Annotated in this window: 20 protein-coding genes; 8 read left to right on the forward strand and 12 right to left on the reverse strand. The window is 33.9% G+C overall.

Features of this window, described 5'->3' with window-relative positions:
- Nucleotides 1–37: 37 nt before the first annotated feature.
- A complete protein-coding gene (gene sufD / locus ACNC7R_RS20895; RefSeq protein ID WP_417942942.1) occupies nucleotides 38–1,354 on the forward strand; it encodes a Fe-S cluster assembly protein SufD in 1,317 nt (438 codons plus the stop codon).
- A gap of 83 nt (nucleotides 1,355–1,437) precedes the next feature.
- Here the strand turns inward: sufD and ACNC7R_RS20900 are convergent, their stop codons facing one another.
- Nucleotides 1,438–2,397 (reverse strand): MBL fold metallo-hydrolase, encoded by a 960-nt coding sequence (locus ACNC7R_RS20900; RefSeq protein ID WP_417942943.1) that lies wholly within the window; start codon nucleotides 2,395–2,397, stop codon nucleotides 1,438–1,440.
- 170 nt (nucleotides 2,398–2,567) lie between these two features.
- Here ACNC7R_RS20900 and ACNC7R_RS20905 point away from each other — a divergent pair, with 170 nt between their 5' ends.
- Nucleotides 2,568–4,121 (forward strand): aldehyde dehydrogenase family protein, encoded by a 1,554-nt coding sequence (locus ACNC7R_RS20905; protein ID WP_417942944.1) that lies wholly within the window; start codon nucleotides 2,568–2,570, stop codon nucleotides 4,119–4,121.
- A 51-nt stretch (nucleotides 4,122–4,172) separates the two neighbouring features.
- Here ACNC7R_RS20905 and ACNC7R_RS20910 read toward each other — a convergent pair whose 3' ends face one another.
- The 9 genes from ACNC7R_RS20910 to ACNC7R_RS20950 form a co-directional block, all read right to left on the reverse strand.
- Nucleotides 4,173–6,665, reverse strand: coding sequence for a T9SS type A sorting domain-containing protein (locus ACNC7R_RS20910; RefSeq protein ID WP_417942945.1), 2,493 nt, complete (start codon nucleotides 6,663–6,665; stop codon nucleotides 4,173–4,175).
- A 432-nt stretch (nucleotides 6,666–7,097) separates the two neighbouring features.
- Nucleotides 7,098–7,628 carry a DUF6646 family protein gene (locus ACNC7R_RS20915; RefSeq protein ID WP_417942946.1) on the reverse strand — a complete coding sequence of 177 codons (531 nt, stop codon included), beginning with the start codon at nucleotides 7,626–7,628 and terminating at the stop codon, nucleotides 7,098–7,100.
- Between the two features lie 42 nt (nucleotides 7,629–7,670).
- Nucleotides 7,671–8,396 carry a metallophosphoesterase family protein gene (locus tag ACNC7R_RS20920; RefSeq protein ID WP_417942947.1) on the reverse strand — a complete coding sequence of 242 codons (726 nt, stop codon included), beginning with the start codon at nucleotides 8,394–8,396 and terminating at the stop codon, nucleotides 7,671–7,673.
- 158 nt (nucleotides 8,397–8,554) lie between these two features.
- Complete coding sequence (locus ACNC7R_RS20925; RefSeq protein WP_417942948.1) at nucleotides 8,555–9,751, reverse strand: aminopeptidase C; 1,197 nt, start codon at nucleotides 9,749–9,751, stop codon at nucleotides 8,555–8,557.
- A 239-nt stretch (nucleotides 9,752–9,990) separates the two neighbouring features.
- Nucleotides 9,991–11,424, reverse strand: a complete 1,434-nt coding sequence (gene pyk, locus ACNC7R_RS20930) for a pyruvate kinase (RefSeq protein WP_417942949.1) — start codon at nucleotides 11,422–11,424, stop codon at nucleotides 9,991–9,993.
- A 4-nt stretch (nucleotides 11,425–11,428) separates the two neighbouring features.
- Nucleotides 11,429–11,917, reverse strand: a complete 489-nt coding sequence (locus ACNC7R_RS20935; protein WP_417942950.1) for an IPExxxVDY family protein — start codon at nucleotides 11,915–11,917, stop codon at nucleotides 11,429–11,431.
- Nucleotides 11,918–12,042: 125 nt separating this feature from the next.
- The gene (gene rnc / locus ACNC7R_RS20940; RefSeq protein WP_417942951.1) at nucleotides 12,043–12,783 is read right to left on the reverse strand and encodes a ribonuclease III; all 741 of its coding nucleotides are present in this window, start codon (nucleotides 12,781–12,783) and stop codon (nucleotides 12,043–12,045) included.
- 9 nt (nucleotides 12,784–12,792) lie between these two features.
- Nucleotides 12,793–14,046 carry a beta-ketoacyl-ACP synthase II gene (gene fabF, locus ACNC7R_RS20945; RefSeq protein ID WP_417942952.1) on the reverse strand — a complete coding sequence of 418 codons (1,254 nt, stop codon included), beginning with the start codon at nucleotides 14,044–14,046 and terminating at the stop codon, nucleotides 12,793–12,795.
- 178 nt (nucleotides 14,047–14,224) lie between these two features.
- On the reverse strand, nucleotides 14,225–14,461 hold the full coding sequence (locus ACNC7R_RS20950) for an acyl carrier protein (protein WP_007137004.1): 237 nt from the start codon (nucleotides 14,459–14,461) through the stop codon (nucleotides 14,225–14,227).
- A 175-nt stretch (nucleotides 14,462–14,636) separates the two neighbouring features.
- On the opposite strand from ACNC7R_RS20950, the gene purN reads away from it, so the two are divergent.
- Nucleotides 14,637–15,200: a phosphoribosylglycinamide formyltransferase gene (purN, locus tag ACNC7R_RS20955; RefSeq protein ID WP_417942953.1), complete on the forward strand. Its 564-nt coding sequence runs from the start codon at nucleotides 14,637–14,639 to the stop codon at nucleotides 15,198–15,200.
- A 78-nt stretch (nucleotides 15,201–15,278) separates the two neighbouring features.
- Nucleotides 15,279–15,755 carry a ribonuclease HI gene (rnhA, locus tag ACNC7R_RS20960; RefSeq protein ID WP_031454027.1) on the forward strand — a complete coding sequence of 159 codons (477 nt, stop codon included), beginning with the start codon at nucleotides 15,279–15,281 and terminating at the stop codon, nucleotides 15,753–15,755.
- A gap of 49 nt (nucleotides 15,756–15,804) precedes the next feature.
- On the opposite strand, the gene ACNC7R_RS20965 is transcribed toward rnhA, so the two are convergent.
- Nucleotides 15,805–16,155, reverse strand: a complete 351-nt coding sequence (locus ACNC7R_RS20965; RefSeq protein WP_031454026.1) for a DUF6249 domain-containing protein — start codon at nucleotides 16,153–16,155, stop codon at nucleotides 15,805–15,807.
- A gap of 338 nt (nucleotides 16,156–16,493) precedes the next feature.
- Between ACNC7R_RS20965 and ACNC7R_RS20970 the strand changes: the two genes are divergently transcribed.
- Nucleotides 16,494–17,078: an RNA polymerase sigma factor gene (locus tag ACNC7R_RS20970; protein WP_417942954.1), complete on the forward strand. Its 585-nt coding sequence runs from the start codon at nucleotides 16,494–16,496 to the stop codon at nucleotides 17,076–17,078.
- On the forward strand, nucleotides 17,065–17,460 hold the full coding sequence (locus tag ACNC7R_RS20975; RefSeq protein ID WP_417942955.1) for a hypothetical protein: 396 nt from the start codon (nucleotides 17,065–17,067) through the stop codon (nucleotides 17,458–17,460). The genes ACNC7R_RS20970 and ACNC7R_RS20975 overlap by 14 nt, the downstream gene beginning before the upstream one ends.
- Nucleotide 17,461: 1 nt before the next feature.
- Here the strand turns inward: ACNC7R_RS20975 and ACNC7R_RS20980 are convergent, their stop codons facing one another.
- Nucleotides 17,462–18,031 carry a hypothetical protein gene (locus ACNC7R_RS20980; protein ID WP_417942956.1) on the reverse strand — a complete coding sequence of 190 codons (570 nt, stop codon included), beginning with the start codon at nucleotides 18,029–18,031 and terminating at the stop codon, nucleotides 17,462–17,464.
- Between the two features lie 233 nt (nucleotides 18,032–18,264).
- Between ACNC7R_RS20980 and ACNC7R_RS20985 the strand changes: the two genes are divergently transcribed.
- Both ACNC7R_RS20985 and ACNC7R_RS20990 read left to right on the forward strand, forming a co-directional pair.
- Nucleotides 18,265–19,188 (forward strand): PfkB family carbohydrate kinase, encoded by a 924-nt coding sequence (locus tag ACNC7R_RS20985; protein WP_417942957.1) that lies wholly within the window; start codon nucleotides 18,265–18,267, stop codon nucleotides 19,186–19,188.
- An 80-nt stretch (nucleotides 19,189–19,268) separates the two neighbouring features.
- Nucleotides 19,269–21,167: an amidophosphoribosyltransferase gene (locus ACNC7R_RS20990; RefSeq protein ID WP_417942958.1), complete on the forward strand. Its 1,899-nt coding sequence runs from the start codon at nucleotides 19,269–19,271 to the stop codon at nucleotides 21,165–21,167.
- The last annotated feature ends 51 nt before the right edge of the window (nucleotides 21,168–21,218 follow it).

Raw genomic sequence — 21,218 nt, forward strand, 5'->3', positions numbered from 1 at the left:
CTTGAAACCTGAAACACCGAAGAAAACAACAACGAAAATGGATTTAAAAGAAAAATTAGTATCGTCTTTTATGGCTTTTGAAGAACGTGTTGATGTACATTCAGATTTGCATGACATCCGTACAAATGCTATAAAAAACTTCGAAAATAAAGGTTTCCCGAGCAAAAAAGAAGAAGCCTGGAAATATACATCGTTAAATGCCGTTTTAAAAAATGACTTTACGGTTTTTCCAAAGCAGGAAAATGCAATCGAATTCAATCAGGTAAAAAAATACTTTTTACACGAAATTGACACTTATAAATTAGTTTTTATTGACGGTGTTTTCAGTTCGCATTTGTCTTCTACGACCCACGACGGAATCGATGTTTGTTTGATGTCATCGGCATTGACAAAACCAAAATATAAAATGGTTATTGATACGTACTTCAATCAAATCGCAAGTAAAGATGATAGTTTGACTTCATTGAATACTGCTTTTGCAATTGAGGGCGCGTTTATCAATATCCCAAAGAAAAAAGTAGCGGACAAACCAATTGAGATTATGTATTTCTCAACAGGAAATGAAGCTGCTTTAATGGTTCAGCCAAGAAATTTGATTATTGTGGGTGAAAATTCACATGTTCAAATTATTGAGCGTCACCAAAGCTTGAATGAAAATCCGGTTTTAACGAATTCTGTTACAGAGATATTCGCTCAAAAACGTGCCATTGTTGATTACTACAAAATTCAAAATGATAATAGCGAAGCGAATTTAGTGGATAACACTTATGTTTCGCAACAGCAGGAAAGTCACGCTTACGTTCACACTTTCTCATTTGGAGGAAACATTACACGTAACAACTTAAACTTTTACCATTTCGGAGAAAGATTAACCAGTACGCTAAACGGAATTTCTATCCTGAATGACAAGCAACACGTTGATCATTATACTTTGGTAAACCACGCACAACCAAACTGCGAAAGTTTCCAGGATTATAAAGGAATTTTCTCTGATCGCTCAACAGGAGTTTTCAACGGAAAGGTTTTAGTAGAAAAAGAAGCTCAGAAAACAAATGCTTTCCAAAAAAGTAACAACATTTTATTGAGCGATAAAGCTACAATCAACGCAAAACCGCAATTGGAAATTTTTGCTGATGACGTAAAATGTTCTCATGGGTGTACCGTTGGACAACTAGACGAAACAGCCATGTTCTACATGCAGTCCCGCGGAATCCCGAAAAAAGAAGCAAAGGCTTTATTGATGTACGCATTCTCAAATGCCGTTATCGAAAGCATCAAAATACCGGAATTAAAACAACGAATTACTAAAATCATCGCTACCAAATTAGGCGTGAATTTAGGATTTGATTTGTAAAATTCTATCTTCATAAAAATATAAAACCGACAAATTTAAACTTGTCGGTTTATTTTTTTTGAGATAAATTAGTTTTCAAAAAACTACAACTCAAAACTTTTCCCCTGTTCAGGAAAAATAAATTGCAATCCCAAATCATTTTGAGTTTTCAGCTGTTCCTTAATTTTCACAATGTTTTTAGTAGGCGGTTTCAAATGTGTAATAACTATTTTAAATCCGTTTAAAGAATTTTGACCGGCCATTTTCTCTAATTTATGAAGTTCATCCATCAAATATTTTGGTGTCAGATGTCCAAATAACAACTGATCCGGCTGCTCGTTTGGGAAAGAAACTTCTATAAAAATGCCTTTTAATTGTTTATTCTGAATTAATGGTGCAACCGATGTCCATAGCTCCTTCAGATTATTGCTTTTTTCCACTGCATCGGGACCTGTATCCCCAAGATACAAAACATAATCATCATTATTTCTAATTAAAAAAGCAGTACTCTCATAGGGATTTACATGGCTTAACGGAAAAGTTTTTACAATCATCGTCGTATTGATAATTGAAGTTTCTTCTCTGTTATTTAAAGTCTGAAAATGATACCGTTTAATATGAAAACCTGGTCCTTCATCTCCAAAGTTAGCCCAGGTCTGACCATTAAAATAATGATCTTGCATCATTCTCATGCATTCTTTTGTAGCATAAACCGTTTTTGATGAATCTGCCGGTGAGTTAATTATCAAACCCGAAACATGATCCAAATGGGCGTGTGAAATTAGATATCCTTTAATATATTTTCGTAAAACTTCGCTTGTTGGAACTTTGAATACTTTATTTTCAATGGCTTTTTCGATTCCCGAATTAATGGTTCCCGCATCCAGACAAATGTAATCTTTGGCATTAGAAGGTGCTATTAAATAAGCAGAAAGGTTTTTTTCATCTATTCCTCCCATCACTCCCAAAGGAACAACCTTAAAAAATGACTTTTGAACTTTTTGGGAAAATGAATTAACTGATAGTAAAATCAAACAACCCAAAAGCATTTTTATAATTTTCATACCCATATCTTTATGATACAAATTTCATCAATTAAGATGAATTTAGTTGCTTGTATTTTCGAAAATCCTGTAAAATAACACTAAATTTACTTTGCCCTCCAATAATAAAATTCAATCTTAAAACAATACCTTTACGTAAAAATATAACATTTTAAACTAAAAAAGTTACAATGACAACGATAGCATCTCAATTTGGAATCAATGAAGCCTTGGAGAAACTGGGGATTAAATTTATAAATGAAGGAACATCAACGGGTTTAAATAATTTTTCATCCGGAGAAATTTTAGATAGCTATTCTCCGGTTGACGGAAAATTAATTGCATCTGTAAAAATGTCTACAGCTGAAGACTACGAAAAAGTAATGCAATCAGCAACTGAAGCTTTCAAGACATTTCGTTTGATTCCGGCACCACAACGCGGAGAAATTGTGCGCCAGTTTGGAGAAAAGTTACGTCAAAATAAAGAAGCTCTTGGAAAATTAGTTTCGTATGAAATGGGCAAATCTTTACAGGAAGGTTACGGAGAAGTACAAGAAATGATTGATATTTGTGATTTTGCTGTTGGTCTTTCACGCCAGTTGCACGGATTAACCATGCATTCCGAAAGACCCGGGCATCGCATGTACGAGCAATACCACCCTTTAGGAATTGTCGGAATCATTTCAGCCTTTAATTTCCCTGTTGCCGTTTGGTCCTGGAATACAGCCCTGGCTTGGATTTGCGGGGATGTTTGTGTTTGGAAACCTTCTGAAAAAACACCTCTTTGCGGTATTGCCTGTCAAAATATAATCGCAGAAGTTATTAAAGAAAATAACTTGCCTGAAGGAATTTCATGTCTGATCAATGGTGATTTTACTATTGGCGAATTAATGACAGCTGATAACCGGATTCCTTTAATTTCTGCCACCGGATCTACCAGAATGGGAAAAATAGTGGCTCAGACTGTTGCCGGAAGATTAGGCAAATCATTATTAGAATTAGGAGGAAACAATGCGATTATTGTTACTCCCGATGCAGATATCAAGATGACCGTCATTGGAGCTGTTTTTGGTGCTGTTGGAACTGCCGGCCAGCGTTGTACCTCAACCAGAAGATTAATTATTCACGAAAGTATTTATGACAAAGTAAAAGAGGCTCTTATTGCTGCCTATAAACAATTACGTATCGGAAATCCACTGGACGAAAACAACCATGTAGGACCATTAATTGATATTCATGCTGTAGAAATGTATGCTAAAGCACTGAACAGAGTTGTTGCAGAAGGCGGAACAATTTTAGTTGAAGGCGGTGTACTTTCAGGGGAAGGTTATGAAAGTGGCTGTTATGTAAGACCCGCCATTGCCGAAGCCGAAAATTCATTTGAAATAGTACAACATGAAACCTTTGCACCGGTTTTATATCTGATAAAATATTCGGGCGAAATTGATAATGCTATCGAAAAACAAAATGGTGTAGCACAGGGATTATCATCAGCCATTATGACTAACAACTTACGCGAAGCAGAGCAATTTTTATCAGTTACAGGTTCTGATTGCGGAATCGCAAACGTAAACATAGGGACTTCAGGTGCTGAAATTGGAGGGGCATTTGGAGGCGAAAAAGAAACTGGAGGCGGCAGGGAATCAGGCTCTGATGCCTGGAAAATCTACATGAGACGCCAGACCAATACAATTAATTATACCACAAGTCTCCCGTTGGCACAGGGAATAAAATTTGATTTGTAGATTTAAATGATAAAGGGCTTCCAGATTTTGAAAGCCCTTTATTAGTGAATTTTATTTTTTAATTATTTTTTTGGTTACTGAGCCTTGATCTGTAGTTATTCTTATGAAGTAATTTCCTGTAGCTAAATCACTAACATCAACAGCTTCTTCAGCTACTGAAATATTTTTCACTACTGCTCCTGACAGACTGTATATCATCACATTTTGTACTTTTTGATCTTCAGAAGAAATAAACAATTGATCTGAGACAGGGTTTGGATGTACCGTTAATTTTGAAGCCTGAATATTATCTCCTAAACCTAATGTTGGATAAGTTGTTTTTACATAAAATAAGTTTGCCACATTATATTTTTCTATCAAATGGCTTCCCGCCGGAACAGATAGCGTTATAATCCCTCCTGTACCCGTATAGTTTACATTATCAAATTTAATAGTAGGAGCAGCTTCAACAAATACCAATGTTAATGTACTTGGCTGAGAAGTTGTATAGCTAATTTTCGTACTAGACTCTATCTTTAAACATTGCGTCAATGTTAACCCATCATAACTCACAGTTCCTTTAGTAGTTGAAAGTGATCCAGCAATTGTGTAGAATGTGCTAGTTATTCCAGATGTTGTAAAATTATGTATTTGATCACCTGCAGGAACAACCACAGGAGGTTCACCAATAGTTACACTTCCCGTTACAGTGACAGGAGTACCTAAAGTACCAATTGTTGTAACAGAAAAAGATACATCTGCTGTTGGAGTACCAGTTACTGTAATGGTTTTAGCAGCAGAATCCTTGATAAAATTAATTCCTGATTCAGGCAATCCTTCCACAGTTACATCTGTAGCATCTCCTCCCCAGGTATAAACTATTGATGAAATAGCATTACCATTGGTTACCGTTTGATCATTATTTGAAGTTGAAACTAAAGTCTGAGTATTTACAACCGGAGCTACTTCTCCTTGTACAAGAACTAACTTAGTGGTATACGAGATAAGTCCATTCATTAATACCGCATTCACGTCAGACGAAGTGTCATCTACAGCATTATTAAAAGTATGTTTAAAATCACCTCCTTCTACACGTCCGGAATACAACATTACTTTTGTTTTTGCATCTTCCGGGCTGTCTGGTGTGTAGGTGTACATAATAGCGGGATCGATGTCAAAGTTGTTGTAAGTGTTTGCTCCAAGTTTAGATTTTATAGTATTACTTATCGCCTGTGTTTTGTCTCCAACTTCAATAGCATCAAATTCAATAGGATTAGTTGTCGCATTGTAGGGAACATACCTTGTTTGTCCACTCATTACATTGTTAAACGCTTTTATTGTTCCTCCTGCTTCACCTGAAAAAGTACCTACAGCTCCACCAAATGTGTCAGTCCCTTGTTTAGAAATAAGCATTGGATATTTACAATTTCGGAAGAAATTTGCCTCCATAAATAAAGAAGAACCTAAGGTTGAACCCGCACCATATTTAGAATTTCCATCATAATAATTATTGTAAATATGGGCAGAGTAATAACGTACTCGAGGGTGTCTGGAATCAGAATGATCGTACCAGTTATGATGATATGTAATATATAAATCTGTAGTTTTACCTTCGCTCAAACCTAAAAGATTAGATTTTCCGGAATCCCAAAAATGATTATATGAAAATGTAATATAAGTGGATTTTTTTGCATCTAATGCTCCGTCCCCTTTTGCCTGATCAGCATCACCTCCTTTTGCACCATAAAACAAATCACAATTATGTACCCAGATATAATCATTATCCTGCTGTAAGCCAATATTATCTCCTTCAGACGCGTCAGTCAACATAAACCCAAGATTACGGATTTCTATATTAGTCGAAGTTTTTATCCGAATTCCCCAGCCATTAACAACTGCATCATTTCCTATTCCTTCCATTGTAATTGAGCTTAAGGCATTTCTCTTATTTTCAATTACAATATCTCCATTATACAAGGTAGCGGGATCTGTTATATTTCCAATCAAACGAATCGCCAGAGGACGTTTATCTAATCCCTTTTTAAAACCGTCTAAAATGCCTTGCAAACCAACGTAATTAGTTTTTGTTGTACCATTTGCATTTGTAACTACGCTAAATGCTATTGTATTTTTTGTGTTTTGGGTTATATATAAAACAACAGCATCATTCTTTAGAGTTCCATTAAGGTTATATGCTCCAGGAACACGTCCGTTTGAAAAAGCAAACCCAGAACGGTCATGGGCTAAAACTGTCAAACTTGAAGTTGTCGTTCCAATACTTTCAACACCTACTGTTACAGGTTTTATGGTAAGTGTATAAGATCCTGCCGCAAGTCCCGGCACATCAGCACGAAAATAGGTTCCATAACTACGTATCAGCTGCTCATCAATTTTTTTATTAGTTTCGCCTCCTCCGGTATAATAAACATTATAACTGTCGGCTCCCGCTACAGGTGTCCATTCAACAAAGGCTGATTCCAGCCATCCTGAAGATTTCGTAATTGTTTGCGCTTTCATATTTGATGAGATAAATATGAAAGCCATGTAAAGTAGAATTCTTTTCATAAATGTGGTTTAAGGTAAATAGATTAGATAGTTTATTTTTAAATAATAATAGAAAGTTACAATGTAATCGATTACACTAAAATAAATATTTTCTATTAATATAAAAATTATTTAGCCAAAAAATTACATATAGTGAAAAATACACATCAATAAATTATCACTTAAACAACTAAAACGTTGTAGCTTAAAAACTTTTAACTAACCGAAAACAGTGACCTAACAGGAAAATAGCTTAATCTCAAACTTTAAAATTTACATCCCATAACAAAGAAATTAAACAACAGGGATATTCTTACTTTTAGTGTGCAAATTCTTGCAATTTTAAACTCTTCAATTTTATAATTTTAAGCAAAAAAGATTCAAAATTCTTCCAAATAAAAAGCGGCAGTTTTGAAATTTCAAAACTGCCGCTTTTTATTTTAATTTTAGTATTTACAAATTAAATGAAGCACCAAGGCTAAAAGTAACCTGATTGTTTAAATGATCAAATAAATCATTATCATCACTGTATTTTGCAATTGGAAATCCTAATTCAGTAAATACTCCAAATCCTTCAGTAAAAAAATATCTCCCCCCAACATGGCCTCCGAAATTTTTCAGTCCCAAATTTAAACCCGGGTAAATATCTAATTTTTCATCAATATTAAAAACATTTCCTATGTTCGCATTTATTCTGAATTTTGCATCAAATCGATCTTTGAATCCAGGTTTTTCATTTACATATGGAGTTGTTCCACCATTATAAAAACCAGAAAACTCATTTACTCCTAACAGATAGGAAGCCAAGAAACCATAAGAAATATTTTCTGCCAAACCAAAATCAATAGAACTCTGGATTCCGGATCCACCATCTTGTAAATTGGCTCCAACATTAATTTTTGTATCCCCTTTCCCTTTAAAAGCCTGTTGTGCCTGTACAACTCCGACCAATAGCAAAAATAATAGTGTGATAAATTTTTTCATATATTTTAAAATATTTTTGAGTGCAAAAATAGATTATTGTATTTAATTTCTTCCCCTTTCATTAACATACAACTCATTTAAAGGCTCGCTTTGCCAAAACTCTTTTGTATCAACATTCATTATTGTCAAAGGTCCTTTAAAAGCCGCTCCAGTATCAATGTTCCAAACACAAGCTTTATTCACAGGAACGGTTTCTCCAATACGGCTTACAGGTGTATGCCCTATAAAAATTTCTTTGTACAATGTAAATCTTTTGGGATAATACAGATCGTCTTTTTTCATTTCCGGATCTAAGGAAAGGGCTGTTTCCCATAAAGTTCTGTCCCAGTAAAATAATGTGGGGAAGTACTCATATCCAACACCATTTAAATTTGTAAAACCCGCATGAACAAATAAACGATTTTGGCCATCAAGATGATAATCTTCTAGTGATTCTAAAAATTTTATATGCTCTTGTTTTTGAACTTTATTTAATTTTTCATAAGCCAAAACAGTAGCCTCTCCACCATGCTGATACCAAAGTTCATTGTTTTTTGCATTTTTAAGCCATTCTAATAAGAGTTCATCGTGATTTCCTCTGATGCAAATACAATTTTGCCTGCTTTGAAGATCAATCAAATAATCAATTACCTGTGGCGACTGGCTCCATCCATCAACATAATCCCCAAGAAATATTAAGGTGTCTTTCTCTGTAACTTCAGCCCTTTTCATCACCTGCTCAAGTGCAAGTAAACCACCATGAATATCACCTATAACAAATGTTCTCATCTTTAATCATTTAATATCTTTAATTACAAAAATATAGAAAGACCTGTTTTAAACAAGTAACTTATTAATCTAATTTATATTGCAATTAGCAACAAAAATCCCGACAAATCCCAAACGTAATGTCTAAGTGTTGTCAGGATAATTGAACCTTTTATAAGTTAAACTCCAAGTTTTTTTGCAATCTCAGATGGAATTCCTCCTTTGTTTACCATTAAGGCTGTTGTTTTATATTTTACAAAATTTTTGGTTACAAATAAAAATCCTTTATAATCATTTGTTTCTCCCCATGAATTTTTTACAATATAATATTCTTTTCCAGTCTGATCTTTTGCCAGGCCAATAATATGCATTCCGTGATCATCTGTAGTCTGGTAATTATCGAAAGCAGCCTGACGCATTTCTGGAGTAATTTCAGGTTCGGCTTTTGGACCGTTAAACATGTCGGCTTTTTCTTCAGCTGTCATATCATCATACTTTTTTGTAGCAACATACGCAACACCGTTTTTCCAGCTAAAGCTTTTCTCACTCACATCTGTTGCCCACGCTACAGTATACCCTTTTTTCAAAGCATTGTCAATAACATCTGTCATATCATTCACTTTTACATTATAAACCTGATCAAATGACCAGTTATCAGGTACTGCCAATAATGTTTTTTGGTAATACGGAGCTGTTGTAAATGATGACATCTCAACATAGTCATCAGGATTAATTCCAACAACTTCTTTAGCAAAACTTTGTGGCGTGTAGTTTTTCCCTTTATAGTCAAAATTATCCGGAACTTTCCCTAAGTATGAATCAATTACAGAAGCATAGGCTTTTTCCCAACTCGGTGTCAACTCCCCATTTGGATTTTTAACTACTGCTGTTAATACTCCTTCGATAAGAGCTGCCATTTCTGCAAATTTATTTTTATCTGTTCCGTAATTCAATCCTGTGTACACTTCTCTCGGAACAGTTCCGTATTTCTTGTACATATTAATTACATCATGCAAAGAACCTCCGTCACCTAAAGTAACAGCACCATGCATGCGCACATAATTTTTACCTTTTTCAACATATACATTTCTTGCTGAAAAAATCTGAGACAATTCAACAGGCTGCTTTCCTAAACGAATCATTTCTGACTCTAAAAAAGAATTTGTAGAATAGCTCCAGCAGGTTCCTGAAGAACCCTGCAATTTTACGGAGGTAGTTCCTAAATTAATTACTTCGGTGAATTTAAAGTTTTCCTTGCTTTTATCACTTGCATTTAATTTTAGTGAATTTACTAAAATGTCTTGTGCAAAACAGTTAACTGCTCCAACCAGAAAAACTGAAGCAATCAATACTGACTTGATTGATAATCGATTCATAAATTTTATTTAAAAGATTTAATAAATTAGTAACTACAATTTATATTTTGTTACAAAACAATCAAATTATATGCAATTTGTTAGCATTTATTCCGTTAAATTTTCACTAGACATCATTTAAAATACTTAAAATCAATAATTTAATATTAACAGGCGAAAAACAAATAAAAACATTTTATACAGAAAAGCCACCAAAATGTATTTGGTGGCTTTTATATTTAGCTGTTTTCTAAAAAAAATTACTCAATTTCAGAAACTCTCATGGTATTTACCATTCCTTTGTCTTTGATTGGCATTGCAGCAAGATTAATCAAATAATCTCCTTTTACAGCATATCCTTTTTCTACAGCAATTTTATTTACATCAGTTACTGTATCGTCAGTACTGCTTTCATTATCATAAAAGAATGATTTAACTCCCCATAATAAATTTAATTGCGTTAAAATTCTTCTGTTTGAAGTAAATACCAAAATATGTGCAGATGTAGGTCTCCAGGCTGAAATTTGAAAAGCAGTATAACCGCTATTAGTAAGTGTACAGATTGCTTTTGCCTGAATTGTATTGGCCATCACAGCCGCTTGTTGACAAATTGTTTTAGTAATAAAACGTTTCGTTTTGATTTGCGGTGTATTTTGAGGTACATTAATAAGCGGAGAATTTTCAACAGCCTCGCAAATCTGAGCCATTCTCTGAATCACCTGTACCGGATAATTTCCTGTAGCAGTTTCTCCAGATAACATTACAGCATCAGCTCCGTCCATTACTGAGTTGGCAACATCATTAACTTCAGCTCTTGTTGGTGTCAGACTTGTAATCATTGTTTCCATCATTTGTGTAGCAACGATAACAGGAATTCTGGCAGTTTTAGCTCTGCGGATTAAATCTTTTTGAACCAATGGCACTTCATGAGCAGGAAGTTCAACTCCTAAATCTCCACGAGCCACCATCAAACCATCGCAATAAGCAACAATTCTATCCATATTCTCAAGAGCTTCCGGCATTTCAATTTTAGCAATAATTGGAATTTTAACTTCCGAATGTTTTGCAATTAGCTCCTGTAAGTCTTGTAAATCACGAGGCGTTTTCACAAACGAAAGTGCAATCCAGTCTACTTTTTGCTCAATAGCAAAAATGGCATCTGCAATATCTTTTTCAGTTAAAGCTGGTAATGAAATTTTAGTATTTGGAAGATTGACCCCTTTTTTAGATTTTAACTCCCCACCCTGAATTACCTTAGCAACAACTTCAGTATTTTTATCTGTTGAAACAATTTCAAAAATTAATTTACCATCATCAAGCAAAATACGCTCTCCAACATTTACGTCATTTGGGAAATTTTGATATTTCATAAATGCTTTTTTTGCATTTCCGACAATATCCTCAGCAGTTGTAAAAGTGATTAAATCACCATCATTAACTACAGTTCCTTCTTCCATTACACCAACTCTAAGTTTTGGGCCTTGCAAATCTCCTAGAATTGCCGTAGTATAACCAAATTCTTCGTTTAGTCCTCTAATAATATTTATTTTCTCTTTAACTCCTTCATAGTCTGCATGCGAAAAATTGATTCTGAACACATTAACCCCTGCATCGATCATATCTTTGATAATCTCTCTCGTACTACATGCAGGCCCAAGTGTAGCTACAATTTTGGTTTTCTTGTTTGTAAGCATTTCTTTAAAAAATTAAATTGTTTTTTGATTTTATTTTATTGATATCTACAGCATAAATAGCCGCGATACTCTCAATTGTATTTAGCTTTTGCTGTATTTCTGAAAAGTTTATAGCCTCACCGCTATTATCGATTTTCAGGAAAAAATCTACTTTTTTGAATTCAGGAAGTAAACGAATTGTTGTTGAAATCTCACTATTTTCATTAGAAAACAAATTCTGAAAATCATTTTTACTCACAGAAATGATTTCATTTTTATTCTGAATCAAGTTCCATGAAATGGCTTTCTCAGTATCATAGTAATAGAATCTGGAAAAATTTGTCTCGCCTTCCTTAGTCTGAGCATGAATCTCGTTTTTGCTCTTACTTAAGTTTATCGGAAGCTTTTTATTGATAAAATAAGCCAATCTATAATCTTCTAAAGAAGTATGGATCGCCATTAAATAATAATCAATTTCGTCAAATTCATCTAAATCCAATCTATGAACAGCCATGTCATGAAATATCAAGCTGTAAATATACTATTTCTATCGTAGCTTAAATAGTTAAGAACAGTATGTTTTTGTTAATTTATAAACGAAAACGTTATAGTATTAAATATATCGCACTAATTTGTGTTTTATTTCTTATCCATTTTTTCCTGAAATGCGAAATAAGCACGCTGTGATGCCTTCTCTTCTGCCTTCTTTTTTGAAGTGGCTCGTGCCCTTGCAATTATTTTATCGTCTATACTTAATTTTACTCCAAACAATCGTTGTCCGTCAATGCCGTTATCCTCAAAAATATCATAATGAAAAATTTTCTTTTCTTTCTGACACCATTCAATAACCAAACTTTTATAACTAATTACTTTTCCTTCAAGCCGGGCAATATCGACATAAGGCACAATAACTCTGTTTTGAATAAATTTTTCACAAAAAGAATAGCCCAGATCTAAATAAATTGCACCTATAAGTGCCTCAAAAATATTTCCATGAATATTTTCACCAAAATGCTGAATAGGTACTTTACTCTCTACAAATCGTACTAAATTTAAATCTTTACCTAATTCGTTTAAGTGTTCCCTGCTCACAATTTTAGAGCGCATTTTAGTCAAATACCCCTCGTCTCCGTTAGGCGCTTCGTTATACAAATGCGCAGCTATTACCGAGCTCAGCATAGCATCTCCCAGAAACTCAAGTCGCTCATAATTAATTGGATTTCCTGATTCATCCAATTTATTAGAAGAACGATGTGTAAAAGCTTTCCTGTAAAACCCCAGCGAAACTGGCTGAAAACCAAGAATTTTCTGAATAGTGTCAAAAAAAATCCCGTCTTCTTGAGAACGGGATTTTGAAAATATTTTTTTGATAATATTCATATACAGAAATTAGTCAGCTAATTTTTTAAACAATACACAAGCATTATGTCCTCCAAAACCAAAAGTATTACTCATAGCAACATTTACTTCTCTTTTTTGAGGTTTATTTAAGGTAAGATTTAATGATGGATCAATGTTTTCATCCACCACAGTATGATTTATCGTTGGAGGAACAATACCGTTTTGCATAGCTAAAATAGACGCAATAGCTTCAATAGCTCCCGCAGCACCAAGCAAATGTCCTGTCATTGATTTTGTTGAGTTGATATTGATTGTTTTTGCATGATCGCCAAAAACAGCGCTGATAGCTTTTAGCTCAGCTACATCTCCAAGAGGAGTAGAAGTTCCGTGTGTATTGATATGATCAACATCTTCAGGGTTCATACCGGCATCTCTTAAAGTGTTTTTCATTACTGCAATAACTCCAATTCCTTCAGGATGTGGCGCTGTTAAGTGGTAAGCATCAGATGACATTCCGCCACCACCAATTTCACAGTAAATTTTTGCTCCTCTGGCTTTTGCATGTTCATATTCTTCAAGAACCAAAGCACCTGCACCTTCTCCTAAAACAAAACCATCTCTTGTTGCATCAAAAGGTCTGGAAGCTGTTTCCGGGCTTTCGTTTCTTGTTGAAAGGGCATGCATTGAACTAAAACCTCCCATACCTGCAATTGTAACTGCTGCTTCAGAACCACCTGATACAATAACATCACACATCCCTAAACGGATATAGTTGAAAGCATCAATTAAAGCATTTGCAGAAGAAGCACAAGCCGAAACGGTAGTATAATTAGGCCCCATATAACCATTACGCATCGAAATATGTGCCGGTGCAATATCAGCGATCATTTTAGGAATAAAGAAAGGATTGAATTTTGGAGTTCCGTCACCTTTTGCATAGTACATTACTTCATCCTGGAAAGTTTCTAAACCTCCAATTCCTGCTCCCCAGATAACCCCTACTCTTTGTTTGTCGATATTTTCGTCTGTTAATCCCGCATCTTTAATAGCTTCATCACTCGCTGCAATTGCATACTGAGCAAATTTATCTAATCTACGAGATTCTTTACGGTCCATATAATCCTCAATATTGAAGTTTTTTACTTCACAGGCAAACTTAGTTTTATGTTTCTCTGTATCGTAATACGTTATTGGGGCAGCACCGCTAACTCCATTAATAAGTGCATCCCAATATTCCTGGATATTATTACCGATAGGAGTAAGAGCACCTAATCCTGTTACAACAACTCGCTTTAATGCCATAAATATGTATTTTGTGTCTTAAACAAATAAAACCCATGCTGTCTTAACTGTATTGTTACTTAAGAGCCATGGGAATTACAATATAAATATATCTTTTGGATTGATAATCAATCGAAATTTAATTTTTTAAAATAATAACACCCGATTTCTAATTAAATCAGAATCGGGTGTAATATTATTATTTTTTAGCTTCCTCGATATAAGAAATAGCTTGACCAACAGTAGCAATGTTTTCTGCTTGATCGTCTGGAATCTGAATATCAAATTCTTTTTCGAATTCCATAATAAGCTCAACAGTGTCTAATGAGTCAGCTCCTAAATCATTAGTGAAGCTTGCTTCTGTTACAACTTCGTTTTCGTCAACACCTAATTTGTCTACGATAATCGCTTTTACTCTTGATGCAATGTCTGACATAATCTTTAATTTTAGAATTTAATTTGTTGGCAAAAATAAAAAACTTTATTTTAAAACAACTATTTAGTTAATAAATGTGTCACTAATTTATAAAATTAATTTCAAGAAAGGCGTTTCAATACTATTTATTTTGATTTTTTATTCCGTTTTTTGCATTCTCAAAATAAATTTGACTATGAAAAAAATTATTGTTTTCGCCTCAGGTTCAGGAAGTAACGCAGAAAATATCATTACTTACTTTAAAAAAACTGAAATCGCAAGGGTTGTTTCCGTCTTTACAAATAATGCAAATGCAAAAGTCATTGAAAGGGCAAAAAAACATCAAATTCCAGTCGAAATCTTCTCAAAAAACGAACTTTTAGACCACAATATCTTACAAAAAATACAAAAAATCGACCCGGATTTGATAGTTTTGGCCGGTTTCTTGCTCAAATTTCCTGAGAACATAATTGAACAATACCCTCATAAAATAATCAATATACACCCTGCACTTTTACCTAATTATGGAGGCAAAGGCATGTATGGTATGCACATCCACAGAGCTATAGTCAATAATAAGGAAAAAGAAACAGGGATTTCTATTCATTATGTAAACGAACATTATGATGAAGGTGCTATTATTTTTCAGGCAAATGTTGCCCTGACCAGCCAGGATACTCCTGAAACAGTAGCAGAGAAAATCCATGAATTAGAACAAAAACATTTCCCTGAGATTATTCAAAGGTTATTAAGTGAATAAATACCAATCCAAAATAATTACAATACAAAAATCAATTTTAGATTAGTTTAACCAATCTGAAATCTGAAATACAAAACAATGACTCACGAAGTACACATATATACAGACGGCGCTGCAAAAGGAAATCCCGGTAATGGCGGCTATGGAGTCGTTATGGAATTAGTTGGAACCCCCCATAAAAAAGAGTTTTATGAAGGTTTTCGTTTAACAACAAATAACCGAATGGAACTTTTGGCTGTAATTGTTGGTTTAGAAAAACTGAAAAAGCCAAATATGAAAGTGCTTGTGATTTCAGACTCAAAATATGTTGTCGATTCCGTTGAGAAGAAATGGATTTTGGGCTGGGAAAAAAAGAAATTTGCAGGCAGAAAGAATCCAGATTTATGGAAACGGTTTTTAGTTGTTTACCGCAAACATCAGGTTGATTTTAAATGGATTAAAGGCCATAATAATCATCCTCAAAATGAACGCTGTGATCAATTGGCTGTAATGGCATCGATGCAGCCTAAACTTTCTGTAGACACATATTACGAAACCATTGGATCTAAAGAATAAAAAAACGCATCAAAAATTATTTGATGCGTTTTTTCGTTACTTATTTTTTTTATCCTTCTTTATCAATATCTTTTGCTGTTTTAAAGCCAACCAAAAGTCCAATACCGGCCATTACAAAAATAATTGAAGGGTAAACTGCTCCATCATTTAATGAAGTGTAGGTTGTAATTAACAAAGCAATAAAAATTCCAACACCACTGCCTATTAACAAGAAAGCAAGATTTACGACAAAAATTTTCCAGGCAGAACCGCCTTTCCCTCTTCCTTTTAAAAATATACTGGCATCAACACCTTTTTCGATCAGAGCCAGACGTTCTCTGTTTCTTGTTGAGTAAATAAGATAGACAATCCCAAAGATTGTTGCACAAAAACTAAATGGTACTAATATTTCCGGTCCCATAATTTATATTGTTTTAATTGATTGATACCTCATATGACGATATCTTTTAAATTGAGGTTACAGGTTTTGGTTAAAAATTTCAATTTTTAAATTAAAAACTCCAAAAAATACTGATTTTCAGCTAATTTTAAACATCATTAAAAGCATTTAATTTCAAAATACGAGTCGAAATGATAACAAAATGCATGAACCAATTTATGAATGTAAGTTTTTATCAAAGTTCAATCCTTAAATTATATATGTAAAATATCGAAGTTGGAATTTTGGAAATTTAAAAAGCTGGAATTTATTTTTAAAATTCTTGTAACCTCAAAGAACCAATTGTCGTCCTATATAATATGAGTACAATACCTGATCAACATTATATCGATAAAATCCTTCATGGTGAAACAAGTTCTTTTGCCGCGCTGGTTGACCGTTATAAGGATATGATTTTTACATTGGCCCTTAAAATGGTTAAAAACAGAGAAGAAGCAGAAGAAGTTGCTCAGGACACATTTATCAAAATATATAATTCACTGAGTAAATTTAAAGGCGATTCTAAATTTTCGACCTGGATTTACAAAATAGCATATAACACCTGTTTGGATCGTCTGAAGAAAAGCAAAAAGGATGAAAACAATATTTCGATAGATGAATTTTCGGCACACTTAATTAAAACGATGGACAATGCTTTAAGTGCTTTGGAAGAGAAAGAACGAAAGCAGACGATTCAGAATTGTCTAAATTTATTACCAAGTGACGAGAATTTTCTCCTAACTTTATTTTATTTTGAAGATCAGAGTTTAGAAGAAATAGGTAAAATCATGAATATTAATGCTAATAATGTCAAGGTAAAATTATTTAGAAGCCGACAAAAATTAGCTGTAATTTTGAAAAAGCAATTAGAACCAGAAATAATAGAATGTTATGAAAGAAAATGATAAAGAAATAGAAAATCTAATTGAGAAAATGATGGCCGAAAACACTTTGGAATCGCCATCTGCCGACTTTACATCCAATTTAATGTCACATATTCTTGTGGCTGAAAAAGCAAAAATTAAGCCTTATAAACCTTTGATTTCCGTCTCAACATGGATTTTTATCGGAATTGCTTTGGCTGTTTTGGCTCTTTATAATGTCTTTTTTGCCGGAGCAGAAAATAATATCGAAATTGGAAAATCGTATACCGATAAAATTTCGGCAATTGTTTCCGGGATTCATATTTCTAAAACTACATTGTATGCAATCTTAATTGTTCCTTTTATGATTTTGGTTCAGGTTGGGGTTTTAAAGAATTATTTTGATAAGAAGTATCAGGTGTGAATTATTTAAAAGCATCTTCTCTTTTACTTATGTAATCTTTTCCGATATAGCAATCCACGCTAACATCATATCTATTTAAAAATAAAAAATATTTTATTGTCGAATACCCACCAGTCTTTATAACTGATTTATTCAGTTCTAGTTCATCTTTTCTAATTGATGGTTTCGAATATTTTTTTAAAAATTTATCAAATCCTAAATCTGAATATTCTTTTTGTATAACTGGGTTGAGTTTAAAACTTGCCAGATAAATTCGCTTTTTAAACAATTCTTTATCCAAAACAAAATTTTTGTTTAGAACTGCGCTTAAAAAATCTTCAAAGGATTTAAATTTTTTAAAATAGTATTCTTTATAAAAAAAGAATAATTCATGATTGTTGGTTTTACAAACTTCATTGTTTTTTGTCAAACCATATAAATCCAAGCCCAAATATATGGATGGTAATAATTCCCCATCTTTATATTCCTGCATAACGGATAATTTTTCAATCATATCTTCAGAAAAATTAGGTTCTTTTTTTTCACAAGAAAACAAAAAGCAAAACAGCAATAAAAGTAAAATTTTCTTCATCGTTAGGATTCATATATAAACAAATCTAACTAAAAACATTTAGAAAATATAAGTTGCATTTTAAATCCTAAAAACATATTTTAAGCATTCCTAAAAACCAATTTTAATCAATTCATTTACAAGAGTTTTACCTCGAAATCGTTGTCGTTTTTTTATGAAAATTTTGAGATTGCTAACCGTTGCAATATTGTAACTTATAAAGTATCTTTGCACCTTAATTCGAAATTCATAAAATGAATAAATTATTGATTGTTGGAACGGTTGCTTTCGACGCGATTGAAACTCCTTTCGGAAAAACAGATAAAATATTAGGTGGTGCTGCAACGTACATTGGTTTATCAGCCTCATTTTTCAACCTGCAATCGGCCATAGTTTCTGTAGTTGGCGACGATTTTCCTCAAGAACATTTAGATCTACTAACTTCAAAAAATATCGACATCTCCGGTATCGAAATTGTAAAAGGCGGAAAAACCTTTTTCTGGAGCGGTTTATACCACAACGATCTTAATTCAAGAGACACTTTGGTAACGGAGTTAAATGTTTTAGCTGATTTTCAGCCAAAAGTTCCTCAAAACTATAAAGATGCTGATGTGGTGATGTTAGGAAACTTACACCCGTTAGTACAAAGCAGTGTTTTGGATCAAATGGAGAAAAAACCAAAATTAGTGGTTTTAGACACTATGAACTTTTGGATGGACTGTGCTCTTCCGGAATTACTGGAGGTTATGAAACGTGTTGACGTTATTACAATCAATGACGAAGAAGCAAGACAGCTTTCGGGTGAATACTCATTAGTAAAAGCGGCGGCTAAAATTCAGGAAATGGGACCAAAATACGTTGTGATCAAAAAAGGAGAACACGGTGCGCTTTTATTCCACAACAGAGAAGTATTCTTTGCGCCGGCTTTACCACTGGAAGAAGTTTTTGATCCAACCGGAGCGGGAGATACTTTCGCTGGCGGTTTTTCTGGATTTATTGCGCAAAGTGAAAACATTTCATTTGGAAACATGAAAAACGCAATTATTTACGGCTCAAATTTAGCTTCGTTCTGCGTAGAGAAATTTGGAACCGAGAGGATGGAAACATTAAGTAAAGCCGAAGTAGCGATTCGATTACAACAATTTAAGTCGTTAACTCAGTTTGACATAGAAATATAATGCCTGAGAGCCTCGATAAAACGGGGCTTTTTTATTACGTTAATTTATACACAACTTACAACACACAAAATACAAATACAATGAGCGACGCTTTAAAACACGAATGTGGTATAGCCTTAGTCAGACTTCTTAAACCGCTTGAATATTACAAAGAAAAATACGGAACTGCTTTTTACGGAATCCAGAAGATGTATTTAATGATGGAAAAACAGCACAACCGGGGTCAGGATGGTGCCGGTTTTGCAAGCATCAAATTAGATGTAGAACCTGGCGAACGTTACATCAGCAGGGTTCGTTCAAACCACTCACAGCCTATCCAGGACGTTTTTAAGCAAATCAATGATCGTATCAGCGAAGAACTAAAAGCAAATCCTGAACTAGTAGATAACATGAAAGAGTTAAAAACAAGTATTCCTTATGTTGGAGAATTGTTTTTAGGTCATGTTCGTTACGGAACTTTTGGAAAAAACAGTATCGAAAGCGTTCACCCCTTTTTACGTCAGAGCAACTGGATGCACCGTAATCTGATTTTGGCAGGAAACTTTAATATGACGAATGTTAAAGAACTTTTCCAAAATCTGGTTGAGCTGGGACAACATCCAAAAGAAATGGCAGATACTGTTACAGTAATGGAAAAAATTGGTCACTTTTTAGATAAAGAAGTAATGCAATTGTATCAGGACTGTAAAGCAGAAGGCTATTCAAAAAGAGAAGCCTCACCGGTAATTGCAGAACGTTTGGATATTGCTAAAATATTAGCCCGTTCAGCTAAAAATTTAGATGGAGGTTATGCTATGGCTGGTCTATTAGGCCATGGAGATGCTTTTGTATTTAGAGATCCGGCAGGAATTCGTCCTGCGTATTTTTATCAGGATGACGAAGTGGTTGTTGTAGCTTCAGAAAGACCCGTTATTCAGACTGTATTTAATGTTCCCTTTGAAAATGTTCAGGAAATCAAACCAGGAAACGCATTGATCATCAAGAAAAATGGTAAAATTACAATGAATCAAATCCTGGAGCCAACTGCTTTAAAAGCTTGTTCGTTTGAAAGAATTTATTTCTCAAGAGGAAGCGATGCTGAAATTTATCAGGAGCGTAAAGATTTAGGTAAATTAATTTTACCTGCCGTTCTTAAAGCAATTGACAATGACACAGATAATACTGTTTTCTCTTACATACCCAATACAGCTGAAACCTCTTTTTATGGTTTAGTTGAAGCAGCTCAGGATTTCTTAAATCAGAGAAAAAATAATTACATTTTAGAAAACAGAAATACACTTACAGCTGAAACCCTGCAGGAATTGCTTTCTGTAAAAATACGCACAGAGAAAGTTGCCATTAAAGATGCTAAACTCAGAACCTTTATTACAGAAGACAGCAGCCGTGATGATTTAGTAGCTCACGTTTACGATGTTACTTACGGAGTGATTAAGCCAGAAGATAATCTGGTAATCATTGATGACAGTATTGTTCGTGGTACAACATTAAAAATGAGCATCATTAAAATGATGGATCGATTGAAACCAAAACGTATTGTGATTGTTTCTTCTGCTCCACAAATTCGTTACCCGGATTGCTATGGAATTGACATGGCAAAACTAGAAGGTCTTGTTGCTTTTAGAGCTGCTTTAGATTTACTGAAGGAAAGAAATTTATATCACATTGTTGATGAAGTATATGCAAAATGTAAAGCTCAGGAAAATTTTGCTGACACAGACATTGTAAATTATGTAACAGCAATTTATGATCAATTTACACCTGAAGAAATTTCTGATAGAATTGCAGAGATGTTAAGCTCGCCTGAAATCAATGCTGAAGTGAAAATTATCTTCCAAAGAGTAGAAGATTTACATATTGCCTGTCCGAAAAATCTTGGCGATTGGTATTTCACCGGAAATTACCCAACACCAGGCGGAAATCGTGTTGTAAACAGAGCATTTATTAACTTTTATGAAGGAAAAAACGCAAGGGCATACTAAATAAAAGTTAAAAAATGCATTTCATCGGATTTATTTGCATTTCATCCTGTT

Source organism: Flavobacterium adiutor, assembly GCF_048282555.1.
Taxonomy (GTDB): domain Bacteria; phylum Bacteroidota; class Bacteroidia; order Flavobacteriales; family Flavobacteriaceae; genus Flavobacterium.

Bases quoted from the DNA above. Each gene is read 5' to 3' on its own strand.
- sufD (WP_417942942.1), top strand. From the start codon at position 38: ATGGATTTAAAAGAAAAATTAGTATCGTCTTTTATGGCTTTTGAAGAA.
- ACNC7R_RS20900 (WP_417942943.1), bottom strand. From the start codon at position 2,397: ATGAAAATTATAAAAATGCTTTTGGGTTGTTTGATTTTACTATCAGTT.
- ACNC7R_RS20905 (WP_417942944.1), top strand. From the start codon at position 2,568: ATGACAACGATAGCATCTCAATTTGGAATCAATGAAGCCTTGGAGAAA.
- ACNC7R_RS20910 (WP_417942945.1), bottom strand. From the start codon at position 6,665: ATGAAAAGAATTCTACTTTACATGGCTTTCATATTTATCTCATCAAAT.
- ACNC7R_RS20915 (WP_417942946.1), bottom strand. From the start codon at position 7,628: ATGAAAAAATTTATCACACTATTATTTTTGCTATTGGTCGGAGTTGTA.
- ACNC7R_RS20920 (WP_417942947.1), bottom strand. From the start codon at position 8,396: ATGAGAACATTTGTTATAGGTGATATTCATGGTGGTTTACTTGCACTT.
- ACNC7R_RS20925 (WP_417942948.1), bottom strand. From the start codon at position 9,751: ATGAATCGATTATCAATCAAGTCAGTATTGATTGCTTCAGTTTTTCTG.
- pyk (WP_417942949.1), bottom strand. From the start codon at position 11,424: ATGCTTACAAACAAGAAAACCAAAATTGTAGCTACACTTGGGCCTGCA.
- ACNC7R_RS20935 (WP_417942950.1), bottom strand. From the start codon at position 11,917: ATGGCTGTTCATAGATTGGATTTAGATGAATTTGACGAAATTGATTAT.
- rnc (WP_417942951.1), bottom strand. From the start codon at position 12,783: ATGAATATTATCAAAAAAATATTTTCAAAATCCCGTTCTCAAGAAGAC.
- fabF (WP_417942952.1), bottom strand. From the start codon at position 14,046: ATGGCATTAAAGCGAGTTGTTGTAACAGGATTAGGTGCTCTTACTCCT.
- ACNC7R_RS20950 (WP_007137004.1), bottom strand. From the start codon at position 14,461: ATGTCAGACATTGCATCAAGAGTAAAAGCGATTATCGTAGACAAATTA.
- purN (WP_417942953.1), top strand. From the start codon at position 14,637: ATGAAAAAAATTATTGTTTTCGCCTCAGGTTCAGGAAGTAACGCAGAA.
- rnhA (WP_031454027.1), top strand. From the start codon at position 15,279: ATGACTCACGAAGTACACATATATACAGACGGCGCTGCAAAAGGAAAT.
- ACNC7R_RS20965 (WP_031454026.1), bottom strand. From the start codon at position 16,155: ATGGGACCGGAAATATTAGTACCATTTAGTTTTTGTGCAACAATCTTT.
- ACNC7R_RS20970 (WP_417942954.1), top strand. From the start codon at position 16,494: ATGAGTACAATACCTGATCAACATTATATCGATAAAATCCTTCATGGT.
- ACNC7R_RS20975 (WP_417942955.1), top strand. From the start codon at position 17,065: ATGAAAGAAAATGATAAAGAAATAGAAAATCTAATTGAGAAAATGATG.
- ACNC7R_RS20980 (WP_417942956.1), bottom strand. From the start codon at position 18,031: ATGAAGAAAATTTTACTTTTATTGCTGTTTTGCTTTTTGTTTTCTTGT.
- ACNC7R_RS20985 (WP_417942957.1), top strand. From the start codon at position 18,265: ATGAATAAATTATTGATTGTTGGAACGGTTGCTTTCGACGCGATTGAA.
- ACNC7R_RS20990 (WP_417942958.1), top strand. From the start codon at position 19,269: ATGAGCGACGCTTTAAAACACGAATGTGGTATAGCCTTAGTCAGACTT.